Source organism: Microcystis sp. M_OC_Ca_00000000_C217Col (genome assembly GCF_007095585.1).
GTDB lineage: Bacteria > Cyanobacteriota > Cyanobacteriia > Cyanobacteriales > Microcystaceae > Microcystis > Microcystis panniformis.
In genome coordinates, this window is sequence record NZ_SFBV01000329.1 from 1 (window position 1) to 11,618 (window position 11,618).

General features: G+C 42.9%; 14 protein-coding genes. 4 read left to right on the forward strand and 10 right to left on the reverse strand.

Going from position 1 to position 11,618, the window contains the following annotated elements:
* Together EWV66_RS21110 and EWV66_RS21115 are read left to right on the forward strand one after the other, a co-directional pair.
* A partial coding sequence (locus tag EWV66_RS21110) for an Rpn/YhgA-type helix-turn-helix domain-containing protein (RefSeq protein WP_502705650.1) occupies nt 1-258 on the forward strand: 258 nt, incomplete at its 5' end.
* A gap of 124 nt (nt 259-382) precedes the next feature.
* Nucleotides 383-541, forward strand: coding sequence for a hypothetical protein (locus tag EWV66_RS21115; RefSeq protein ID WP_284526201.1), 159 nt, complete (start codon nt 383-385; stop codon nt 539-541).
* Between the two features lie 32 nt (nt 542-573).
* On the opposite strand, the gene EWV66_RS21120 is transcribed toward EWV66_RS21115, so the two are convergent.
* The 8 genes from EWV66_RS21120 to EWV66_RS21155 all read right to left on the reverse strand — a co-directional run bounded on the left by EWV66_RS21120 (nt 574) and on the right by EWV66_RS21155 (nt 6,721).
* On the reverse strand, nt 574-1,386 hold the full coding sequence (locus EWV66_RS21120; RefSeq protein ID WP_287107242.1) for a DNA adenine methylase: 813 nt from the start codon (nt 1,384-1,386) through the stop codon (nt 574-576).
* A gap of 115 nt (nt 1,387-1,501) precedes the next feature.
* On the reverse strand, nt 1,502-1,858 hold the full coding sequence (locus EWV66_RS21125) for a type II toxin-antitoxin system PemK/MazF family toxin (protein ID WP_002760242.1): 357 nt from the start codon (nt 1,856-1,858) through the stop codon (nt 1,502-1,504).
* The gene (locus EWV66_RS21130; RefSeq protein ID WP_008202603.1) at nt 1,855-2,103 is read right to left on the reverse strand and encodes a hypothetical protein; all 249 of its coding nucleotides are present in this window, start codon (nt 2,101-2,103) and stop codon (nt 1,855-1,857) included. The genes EWV66_RS21125 and EWV66_RS21130 overlap by 4 nt, the downstream gene beginning before the upstream one ends.
* A 191-nt stretch (nt 2,104-2,294) precedes the next feature.
* Nucleotides 2,295-2,963: a DUF4145 domain-containing protein gene (locus EWV66_RS21135; RefSeq protein WP_287107243.1), complete on the reverse strand. Its 669-nt coding sequence runs from the start codon at nt 2,961-2,963 to the stop codon at nt 2,295-2,297.
* A 164-nt stretch (nt 2,964-3,127) separates the two neighbouring features.
* Nucleotides 3,128-3,703 (reverse strand): Uma2 family endonuclease, encoded by a 576-nt coding sequence (locus EWV66_RS21140; RefSeq protein WP_052278403.1) that lies wholly within the window; start codon nt 3,701-3,703, stop codon nt 3,128-3,130.
* 32 nt (nt 3,704-3,735) lie between these two features.
* On the reverse strand, nt 3,736-4,017 hold the full coding sequence (locus tag EWV66_RS21145) for a YlcI/YnfO family protein (RefSeq protein WP_052276100.1): 282 nt from the start codon (nt 4,015-4,017) through the stop codon (nt 3,736-3,738).
* Between the two features lie 115 nt (nt 4,018-4,132).
* A complete protein-coding gene (locus EWV66_RS21150) occupies nt 4,133-6,064 on the reverse strand; it encodes a transglycosylase domain-containing protein (protein ID WP_052276101.1) in 1,932 nt (643 codons plus the stop codon).
* Between the two features lie 171 nt (nt 6,065-6,235).
* Nucleotides 6,236-6,721: a pentapeptide repeat-containing protein gene (locus EWV66_RS21155; RefSeq protein WP_052276102.1), complete on the reverse strand. Its 486-nt coding sequence runs from the start codon at nt 6,719-6,721 to the stop codon at nt 6,236-6,238.
* A gap of 214 nt (nt 6,722-6,935) precedes the next feature.
* Here EWV66_RS21155 and EWV66_RS21160 point away from each other — a divergent pair, with 214 nt between their 5' ends.
* Entirely contained in the window at nt 6,936-7,700 is a 765-nt protein-coding gene (locus EWV66_RS21160) for a YebC/PmpR family DNA-binding transcriptional regulator (RefSeq protein WP_052276103.1), read from the forward strand.
* A 38-nt stretch (nt 7,701-7,738) separates the two neighbouring features.
* Here the strand turns inward: EWV66_RS21160 and EWV66_RS21165 are convergent, their stop codons facing one another.
* Both EWV66_RS21165 and EWV66_RS21170 read right to left on the reverse strand, forming a co-directional pair.
* Nucleotides 7,739-8,350, reverse strand: a complete 612-nt coding sequence (locus EWV66_RS21165; protein WP_052276104.1) for a 4Fe-4S single cluster domain-containing protein — start codon at nt 8,348-8,350, stop codon at nt 7,739-7,741.
* Nucleotides 8,351-8,430: 80 nt separating this feature from the next.
* Nucleotides 8,431-9,612 carry an RtcB family protein gene (locus tag EWV66_RS21170; RefSeq protein WP_287107244.1) on the reverse strand — a complete coding sequence of 394 codons (1,182 nt, stop codon included), beginning with the start codon at nt 9,610-9,612 and terminating at the stop codon, nt 8,431-8,433.
* A 367-nt stretch (nt 9,613-9,979) separates the two neighbouring features.
* Between EWV66_RS21170 and EWV66_RS21175 the strand changes: the two genes are divergently transcribed.
* Entirely contained in the window at nt 9,980-10,954 is a 975-nt protein-coding gene (locus EWV66_RS21175; protein ID WP_148563478.1) for a hypothetical protein, read from the forward strand.
* Nucleotides 10,955-11,618: the final 664 nt, after the last annotated feature.

An 11,618-nucleotide genomic window follows, 5' to 3' on the forward strand; every position in this document is an offset into this window, starting at 1 on the left:
TTAAATCGAGAGACGATTAAAAAAATCCTTCGGAGTGACATTATGAGAGAATCCGTCATCTATCAAGATATTTTAGAGGAAGGCAGAGAGGAAGGCGAGGAAAAGGGACTACAAAAAGGCTTGCAAGCGGGTAAAGAAGAAAAAGCTCGACAAATTGCCCTAAAAATGCTATCTGCTGGTTTTTCTATCCCAGAAATCGCCCGATTTACCGATTTATCCCCCGACGCAATCGAGCAATTACAATCGAGAGACGATTAAAAAAATCCTTCGGAGTGACATTCTGAGAGAATCCGTCATCTAAGTACCTAGGCAAAATTATTTACACATGACGATCATTGCCCCGTAAGGGTTTTAGCTCGATCGGGCAGGTAATTAATTTTGCATGACTACTTATCAAGATATTTTAGAGGAAGGAGAATTATCCGCTAAATTAACCTCTATACCCCGTTTATCAGCCTTAGGATTAAGTGCTGAACAAATTGCCCAAGCTTTAGACTTAGAAATTGAACAAGTACAACAAGTCATTGAGGGACAAAATTGAGGGAAAACGGACAGTATTTTCTATCGTCTCTTTCAGTAATAATTTTTGATCATTAATTCCCTACCAGATGCCGCCGCTCCTTGTTTATAATTATTCATGCCATACTGAAGATTCCACTCGATAATATGGGCAAAATCAAAGAGTTTTCGTATCTCTGGACAATCATCGTAGGTAATTAACCATTTAGCCTGACATTGACGCATATTATCGGCAAAACGTTGATGATCGAAGCTGGTATGTAAATTACCTCTTACACCGTACAAACGGGATTTTGTGGCACTATAGTAGGGGGGATCGAGAAAGATAAAAACTTCTTTTCCCTCAGCAAATAATAATTCTTCGTAGTCTTGGTTAGTAATTTTTACTGATGCTAATAACGGCGCAATTTGAGTTAATCTGGCAATTGATGAATCAGTAAATCTACTGGTAAAAGCTGCTTGGGAATACCCCCCCGAATCCACTGTTCCCGAAAAAGTAATCCGATTTAAGATAAAAAAACGCACCGCTTTCTCAAAGTCGGTTAACTTTAAATCTTCCCTTGTCAAATCTTGAAATAATTCTCGTCCAGTATCATATTTTTGTTTAATTTCTGTTATTTTTGCTACCAATAAATCAATATTTTCTTGAGCGTATTGCCAGAAACAATATAAATCATAATTTAAGTCATTAATCCAATAGGTTTTTATTTGTTGTCCAAAGAGTTGCTTAACAGCAAAAAACACAGAACCACCACCAAAAAAAGGTTCTCGATATTCCCTAATATTCACAGGAATTTGCGGCAGAATTTGCTTAATTGCCCGGGATTTCCCCCCGGGATAACGCAAGGGACTTTTAATTTTTGACATTTTATACTAAATCCGTTTATTAAAGACTGATTATCTATTCCCCCTTTTGCCCCTTGCATGAGTGCCTGTCCTGATATGTAGCCTATACCCATAAGAATTCCATTTAATTCCACACTTATGACTCGTATCCTAAGGTTAGCAAAACCACTTCTTCCAATTGGGCAATTATTTCGGGACTCAGTTGTCCCAGTGTGCGGATCAAACGAGTTTTATCCAGCACTCTCATCTGAAAACATAGGGCAACAGAATCTTGGCCGAGTCCACCATTACCTTGTTCTATCAGTAAGCATATAGGCAAAGCAGCGCGACGTTGGTTGGTGGTGAGCGGAATAGCAATGATCGTAGTTGAGAACTGGGAAACAAGGTCATTCTGGAAAATGATGACGGGACGAATGCCCGCTTGTTCAGAACCTTGAGTTGGATTGAGGTCGGCTAGCCAGACTTCACCCCGTTTCAGAGGATTAGTCATCATTGATCTTCTTGATGGAGTATTACTGCATAGTCATTCATACCTTCTTCAGCAAAGGCGCGATCTTGATCAGCAAACTCTGCAAACAGATCGGCCAGTTGCATTGGATCGAGAACAGCCTGATGACGCTGACTGCGAAACTTTAAGAAGGCAATAAAATCAGCCACTTGCTGAAGCTGATTATCAGTCAGTCGATCCAAGTCTTGCTTAAGAGCTTCAGCGCTTACTGGCATAGGAAGAAAAAACATTCCGACTTCCCCATTATAAGGGATCCTGGCCAACAGCCGTCTTCAACAAACCCCCATGAGTCCCTGAGTGCGTAGCGGGGTAGGGAGGACGTTCAGACGTTTTGAGCGATCGCCTGTTGGAGCAGTTCAGTGATAATTCAATAGGGAAAAATCCCAATGCCGATAATTTCCTATCCCACTTGTTAGACAAGCTAATCTACAAGGTAGTCGGCAAGAAATCGGCTAACATCTCCAATCATGTCAGAAACATCTTGAACTGTAAATTCATCCTGTTTTCCATGGGCAGCGCTATTACGAATATCTGCGATCGCTGTTATTCGCTTCTGATTCAATTTGTTATATACACCAGCTTTTGCCAATTCGGAATTCATTTTATCTAACTTCCCATGCGGAATCCCACTTCTATCACATAACTCTCGCAATGCCGTCTCTAACACAACTCCTGCAATCACAGCCGCAGCGGTATGATAACCACTAGAAAAAAGCTCATTTGCTTGTTCAAGCTCAGAATCAAAAACTTCGGCTTGAACCAGTGTTTTAATAGACGAGAGATAACCACCCTCAAAATCTTCTTTTGCTGCCAAAAATACCGCTTTAAATGCCTTAAATCTCCCATAAGTTGAATAATACCTGTTCTTTTCTTCCCGCTCAAATTGTTTGAAGTGCTGAGAATCTTCACCACAAACTTTAGACAATAAGTTTTTTACTTTTACCTTCCAGCTTAAAAGTAAGTAGCTATCGATGACTTCATTGGTGCCGCCAATTATCTCTGTTCGGAGAACTTTTTTAGAAGATTCCAATTGGGATGCTTGCTCCTCTAGCTCTTCAAATCGCTGCTTAAAAACTTCTTTCAACGTCATAAGTAGGTAGGTGTTAAAAATTATCATATACCACCCTTATCAAAGAGGCAGGGGGGATCAAAGACAAAATCTATCTTCAATTTAATTATAACCACTTACTTAACCTTAAAAGAATTGAATTCCGTCTAACGACCAAGTTAGTCCTCGTGCTTCTCCCCCGACTTTTACTTACTTTGTCTAGCTTGACCAACTTTTAGCCATGCAAAGATTTGTTGTGGAGTCAGTGTCAACTCAACCCCTGCAATTACCTTAAGTTGGTGATCCCCTCTGCAAACTTCTGGCTCTTGTTGGGGAGTAAACATTAAAACAGAATAATCATCTGGATCAAGCATCCATCCTAATTTACTGCCATGTTTTAAACAGTGTAGAATGTTGTCAATTACACGGTTTACCTTTTGATCCGGTGAAAGAATTTCGATAGTCCAATCAGGTGCTTCGGTAAAGTCGTCCTCTGGTTCACCTGCTTGATTCAGGTTAATTCGATTCCATGCAATTACCGCCACATCAGGAACGATCGAACGCCCGCCGAAGGTACATCGCAACTCAGGTAAGGCTGTATAATCAACAGTATGGCTGTCAACCTCAGCTAAAAGACGTTTTTGCAGGATAGAGTGTCGAGTCTTAGGCATGGGTTTCTGAATTGCGACTCCATGCAAGTATTCCCATGCTGGAGAATCCTCCAAATATGGCAATTTGAGGAAATCTTCAAGGGTGAGACTCTCAGTCAAGGAAGTCGTCATCGGTTCAAGCAAAGGTTTTTTTTGTGACTTCATTATAAATGAAGTTTATCTGGGTTGCTTACCGACGATTCAGGCATATTTGACTGGTAATATGCTTCTGGCTCAACATCGGGAACTTTTGTTAAGATTACCTGATACTTTTCTCGACTTCCCTTTTTGGACCTTTCTATTAGGTAATTTTCTGTCATCAACGCTGAAAGTTTCTCAGCGATCGCAGTAGAGATAAATTGATCGATCGAAATTCCATCACGAGCCGCTAGATCATCTAAACTTTTCTGTAATGAGTCGGGAATTTGAACTTGGATGGTACTCATGGTAACTTACCTATTAATCGTAGGAAACCTGAAGGCTCAAAGCGTGGGTTTCATTTTTAACCTAGCCACCTTTACTCGATCGATAAATTACGATCAAACCAATTAGATTAACCATCTACTTAACTGTTGGTTTGCGGAATTTCGAGGGAGAAGGAAAATATTCTACCCGTTCATTTTTCAGAGCTTGTGCCATGAAATCGCGCCAAATGGGAGCAGCAAAACCACCGCCGGTGATACCTTTACCTAAAGTGCGGTTTCGGTCATCTCCAATCCACACTGCGGTGGCTAATTGGGGAACATAACCGACAAACCAGACATTTTTCTCGTTATCGGTAGTACCGGTTTTTCCCGCTGCCGGACGACCGATTTGGGCCGAAGTGGCTGTTCCCCCTTGAATAACTCCCTGTAGGACAGAATTGAGAGAAGCGGTGGCCCAGGGGTCTAAAACTAGCTTCGGTTTGGGTGTATTATCGAGCATGACGTTACCGCGGCTATCGGTAACACGCATGATAAAGGTAGGCTTAGAATGCCAGCCATTACTGGCAAAAGTAGCGTAGGCCCCCGCCATTTCCAGAGGGGTAACATCCACGGAACCCAAAGGTAAAGAGGTGACGGCAATTAAAGGACTCTCGAAACCCAGCAGACGACAGACTTCAATGACTTTATTGATCCCGACACGACGACCGAGAACAACTGCGGGAATATTCAGAGACTGCATCAGAGCGCTACGCAGGGAAACCGGACCAGAAAAGCCGCCACCGTAGTTTTTTGGGCTATAGAAGCCGCCGGCCTCGCGAAAACGGATGGGAGCATCATTAACCACCGTTTCGGGGGTAAAACGACCACTAGCGAAGGCAGTATAATAAACGAAAGGTTTAAAAGCTGACCCCGGTTGACGACGGGATTGAATAGCGCGGTTTAATTGACTTTTATTGTAATCAACGCCACCGACGAGCGCTTTGACGAAATGGGTGCGGGGATCCACCGCAACTAGAGAAATTTGTAGGTCTTTGGTGCGAATACCGCGACCACGCAAGCTATTATAGGCCCGTTGGATGGTGGACTCGGCCATATTTTGAAAGTCGAGATCAATCGTGGTTTGAATCCGCATTCCCCCTTTCGTTAGGGTTTCCTTGCCAAATTTTTGCCGCAATTCTGCCACCACTGCATCGGTAACGTAGGGTAATTTACTTTCTTGCCAAGCGGTGGGTTTACCCAGTTTCAGAGGTTCCTTTAAAGCGGCCTCTTCCTGTGCGGGGGTAATCCAACCTAAAGTACGCATCCGACTGAGAACCAGTGCCTGTCTTTCCTTGGCGGTTTTATAATTATTAAAAGGACTATAAACTTCCGGCGCTTGGATTAAACCGGCCATCATCGCCGATTCTGCTAAATTTAACTGGGCAGCGGGTTTATTAAAATAACTTTTAGCGGCGGTTTGCACTCCGTAATTATTATGACCCCAATAGATATTATTGAGGTACATTTCCAGAATGTCATTTTTGCTAAAAACCTGTTCCACTCGTACTGCCAGGACCGCCTCGGCTAATTTACGGCTAACGGTGCGCTGATGGGAGAGAAAAATATTTTTGACTAACTGCATGGTGATAGTAGATGCACCTTCCACCACACCGCCACTTTTCCAGTTAGCGACTACTGCCCGGCCGATACTATTAGGATTAATACCACGATGGTGATAAAAATGGCTATCTTCGATCGCCATCACTGCACGTTTCAGATTGGGAGAGATTTGATCGAGTTCCACCACTTCCCGATGCGCTTCCCCGTGTAAGCTGGTCAGGGGTCTGCCTTTAACATCATAGATATAACTGGTTTCCGTGGGAACGTAACCCCGTAAAATCCTCACATCGGGTAGATTGCGGTAACTAATCGCCAATCCTACCACAGCCCCCGTCACCACGGCCGTGGATACCATCAACAGGCCGAGAACAGTCCCCCCTGCGACTCTGGAGACTCCTTGGAAAAAGCTATCCGAGTCACTACTAGGTTTCTGCTCTTTGTCTTGATTGCCGAGGGTACTGGTGGACACGATGGTTACAATTTCCTTTTTCCAAGAGGGGACTGATTGATCGAACTGGCTTGAAAGTCTATTCTAAAGGTTTTATTAAAAAATCGAATACTAGCTTACAGCAATTATGGCCGATCTGGCTCTAGTTTCGATCGGCTATGGCAGGGGTATTAGGAGCAGAATAGTTAGATATCAGGGACAAAACAGGGTATCGCGGGTATTTCTGCCAGTTATGGGGTTAGTTCCTTTGGCTATCTCACAAAGATATTTTTCCACATCGGAGCGAATAATTGCATCGGTAAAATCGGCCCCGTCGATAATTGCACCTTTGATTAAAATGTTAGTGGCGAAAGCTCCTTCGAGAACAGCATTGGTAAAGTTGGCTCTGGTTAAACGGGCCGATTCTAAATCCACGTTTCTCATATTGGCATCGCTAAAGTCGGCCCCCTCCAAGTTGGCAGAAAAAAAGCGTACTCCTTCTAGATTGGCATGACTGAAGTTGCTACCGCGCAGATTAGAGTGATCGAAGGTGGAATCGCGCAAATCCTGCCCTGCAAAGTCATTATTGGTCAAATTGCGGTTATTATAACTTAGCGCTTGGGCCGGAGCCAAGGAGAATAATAATACTAATATACTAGCAAACAAGGTTAGTAGAGTTTTACGAGAAAATTGCGCCATATTGCCACCTGATCAATCAACCTTTTCTATAATAAGCTGTACTGGATTTAAACCGCATATCGGGAATTTTAGTACAAATGCTCGAACTGGCCGCCCCCCTATAGTTTCTCAACAGGATTTATTATCATTACCCGGCACTCGTTGACAATTATCCCCAGATTTACCAAGAGCGATCGATCTGCTAGATTTTTGATGTTGGATATCTTAGATAGATATGGCTGGTCATAGTAAATGGGCAAATATTAAACGACAAAAAGCCCGGGTTGATGCCAAAAAAGGGCAAACTTTCACCCAGTTATCCCGGGCCATTATCGTGGCTACCCGTAACGGTGTTCCCGATCCGGCGGGCAATTTTCAGCTACGCACGGCGATCGAAAAAGCCAAGGCGGCCGGTATTCCCAATGACAATATCGAAAGAGCGATCGCTAAAGGGGCGGGAACTTGGGAAAATGACTCAGCTTTTGAGGAAATTCGCTACGAGGGTTATGGTCCCGGGGGTGTGGCGATCCTGATCGAAGCACTGACCGATAATCGCAATCGCACGGCTGCGGATCTGCGGGCGGCTTTTAGCAAAAATGGCGGTAATTTAGGTGAAACGGGCTGTGTGGGCTGGATGTTTGACCATAAGGGGGTAATTCGCCTTGAGGGAACTATTGATGAGGATAAGCTTTTAGAAGCTTCCCTAGAGGGCCAGGCCCAATCCTACGAGTTTTTTGACAGTGAGGAGGAAGGTCAAGGAGCAGAAGTTTTTACTGAGGTGTCTAACCTGGAGAGATTGAATAAGGTTCTGCAAGCAGCGGGATTTAAGGTCAAAGAAGCAGAATTACGCTGGATTCCCACTAATACCCTAGAAGTAAGCGATCGAGAGCAGGCCCGTTTTTTATTGAAGTTAATCGACACCCTAGAATCCCTCGATGATGTGCAATCGGTAACGGCTAATTTTGATTTAGTCGAGGAATTGATGTTAGGGGATCTGTGATCCTAAATTCCCAGACCGCTCACTGATTCTGGTCCCAATCAAGAAATAATCTGTCCCCACAATCCCGTAAAAATTCGGGTTCCGTCTTTGAGAATATGAATTTCTACTTGATCCGATGCCCAATTAATCTGATCTTGCAGAGCGGGATTGAGGAGATGAATCCGTTGATTGCTAGAAGAAACGGGAGAATCGGGAGAATGAATAGCCAGGGATTCCACATAGGCCCCATCTACCAAAATATCTAACTGGGCCAATAATTCTTGAGAGTGGGGCGGTGCTTCGGTTGAGCGCAATTGTTCGATCGTAAATCCCGTGAAGGACATCACATTTAAGCCTTTTTCCTTAACATATTTAGCCAATTCTGTCAAGGCTTTTGCTTGCCAAAAAGGTTCACCCCCGGAGAAAGTTAGGCCGCTATTGCGGGGATTAGCCAAAATTTTGGCAGCTAGAGACTCAACAGTAATTAATTGATTGATCTCGAAGGACCAGGAAGCTTGATTAAAACAACCTCGACACTCGCGAGAACAACCCTGTACCCAGACCACGGCCCGACAACCGGGACCGTTAACGGCGGATTCATCCACATAGCCCATGATATTGAGATGATGGGCGGGAATTTGTGCTAATTGGGCAGCAATAGTCAGACTCATCGCTTATAATCCTCGATCGATTCCTATCTTTTTCATGCTAGAGAAAAACGGCAAAAATCGATCGCTGTTGCAATGATTTGTTAACCTTTGACACACATCACCTGCTTGAGAGTGGCGACAATTTCCACTAGATCCGCCTGTTGATTCATCACCTGTTGGATCGGTTTATAGGCCCCCGGAATCTCATCAATAACGCCCTCATCTTTGCGGCATTCAACCCCTTGGGTTTGGGCGATTAAATCATCAAGAGTAAAGGTTTTTTTAGCCAGATTTCTCGACATCAAGCGCCCGGCCCCGTGGGAACAGGAGCAGAAGCTATTATGTTCTCCTTTGCCTTTAACAATATAAGATTGCGCTCCCATGGAGCCTGGGATAATACCATAATCGGTTTCTCTAGCGCGGACGGCTCCTTTGCGGGTGACATAAACCTCCTCCCCAAAATGAATTTCTTGTTCGGCGTAATTGTGATGACAATTAACTACTAAGAGGGGTTTAGTTGGTTTGCCTCCCGCTAGATGTTTTTCAACAATGCGCTTAAATCTAGCCATCATAATTTCTCGATTATAACGAGCATATTCCTGGTCCCATTGTAGGTCATGCCAGTAGGCAGTAAATTCTTCTGTACCGGCAACAAAGTAGGCCAGATCGAGGTCAGGTAATTTACATTCTGCTAGTTTGGCTAACTCTTTGGCGGTATTAATATGACATTGGGCTAGTTGATTACCAATACCCCTAGAACCGGAATGCAGCATTAACCAAACTTGATTGTCTGTATCTAAACAAATTTCGATAAAGTGATTACCACCTCCCAGGGAACCCATTTGTTTAAGGGCTTTTTTCTCTAGGTTTTGTACGCCTCGATGAATCTGTTTAAATTCCGCCCATTTTGGCCATTTAGTTACTTCCCGATCCACTTCTTTATTTTCCGCAAAACCGACGGGAATATTCGCCTCCACATCGAGGCGAATTTTTTTAAGTTTTCCCTGCAATTGTTCACCGGTGAAAGGCATTTTTAGGGCAGCCATGCCGCAACCGATATCGACTCCGACGGCGGCAGGAATTACGGCATCTTTGGTGGCAATCACCGAACCGACTAAAGCACCTTTACCCAAGTGAACATCGGGCATTAAAGAAATGTGTTTATAAACAAAAGGTAGGGAAGCAACATTTTTGGCCATTTGGGTTTCTTGGGGTCCTAATTCATGCCCCGCCCAAGATAAAATCGGTGTCGGTGTGGAAATATCCAGAGTTTCGTAAGCCATAGTTTTTAGGAAATAATCAGGTCAAAAGCCGATGTAACCAAGACAATAAGGCAATTTAGATTCTGCGATGAATTAGATAAATTGTTATCAGTGATCGTGTTTTAACACAGAGGATAAGCTGTTGACTATCTAAATTACTCGTTCAGACTGCACCAGAGTTCTGAGCATTTGTACTAAAATTGTCAAGACGCAGTTTAAATGCAGTACAGCTTATTACCTATATTACATTATATACTACATTCGTGTTATCAACAAGTTCCCAGAAAGAGCAGGCATTGGGGAGCTTTTTTGCTGTGATCGGTAAACAGTAAGCTGTTCAGCATCTAAATAGCGTATAACAGAAACAGTAACTTAGTCAAAAAATTCAATGATGAGCAATCTTACTGATTTACTCGCACTTCCATTTGGCAAACCTTTAGCTGAGATCGATGCCACAATCCTTGAGAGTTTTGGGGATAATTGTTACAAAATAAATGATCAGATTTATTTATTAACAATGAGTATTGACAATATTCCTGTATATAGAGGTCTTGCTTGGGTAGTTTCTGAGCGGGCAGCCGCCTGGATTTTTACAGGTCGTTGGTCTGATGATGAAATCAAACTGCCGCCACCAGATATTCTTTTACCAATGTTTACTATAAAAGATTATCAAAGTGTTTGTGAATTTGGCCAGCAAGTAGATGCGAAAAACTTTGTTAATGATCTTCCAGGGCCGCGAAGAGTAAAATTTAGCAACTACACTTACTATTATCGCATGGTAGAACCCCGTCAATCGGATGATCCTATTGGTATCGAGATCGATCGCCGACCAGAACAGTATAGGTATTGGGGAAATTCTCTAGTCATTATTAATAGTTGGCAAAGAACGATAACTAAAACCTTTCTTGACTTTCAACAATGTTCTCTTAACAATTTAAGAGGAGGGGGAGTCAATACTGGTAGTCATCTTATTCAGTTGAGAAGTTTTGGAAAGCCTGATAATTATCGGGAATCTATTTTATCTGTTTTTAATCCACCTACTCTATGCTATTTTGATTTGGGCTTAGAATTTGTGCCTTCTGTAGATATGCGTTTGGCCTACATCTACATCTATTTACAACCTAACTGTAGCAGTTTATTTTCCGAGGAAACCCGTTCTTCTACCTTTAGGGTTTTTTCTGGTGATCTTCTTTACGGAAATAGATTAATTAGTGCCTCTGAATTAGAGGATTTTCCTGGGTTAATTAACAGTTTTCAAGATAGCAGATTTAAACGATATGACACCGATACTTATATTCAAGAAATAAATGGAATACGCACAGGAACAATTGTTTTTACTCATGATTACATAATCTTATATTAATAAGTAGGGTGCGAAACGTTTAGGCATGAAATAGGGCTGAAATGCCTGAAATAACCGCCTAGTAAGGTCTTCAGTCCCCCGACTGAATCTAAGAGGTCAACACAGACCAACCTTATAACTGTTTATATGTCCCGACGTTTAGTATCATCCGATACCAAACTAGGCAAGGGAACTCAAGGTCAATACACTTGTAATAAATCTTTACAAGGTGAGAGTAACGGCGATAGCCACCCCCAGATTCAGAAATCACAATTCTGGGACTGAAGCGGGGAACGGAAGGCTCCGAGGTGTTACCTAACACCAGAATCGAGACCACTGCCAACCATCCATGATTAGGCGTGAGCCGAATGTCTGACCTGAACCATCGTAATTAATAAGCAGTGAAATAGGTTGACACACTGCGTTCAAAAGAATAAGGGGAATAGTGAGGAAATCTTACTCTCACTCACACAGACCTTTAAAAGTACCCCGATGGAGAGGACGAATCTAAAGATGGAATGCCCATATAAACGGAACGTGATAAGCCCTTTTAGGCTCTGAGTATTGGTCGAAATACCCAGTAGTGATAAGTGTAAGCGCAAGCCTTCAAGGGTGTGAGATGTAACCAAAAGCCAACGCTTGACGGTAACAGTCAAGATATGCTAACAGGTTACGGTTTGATTGT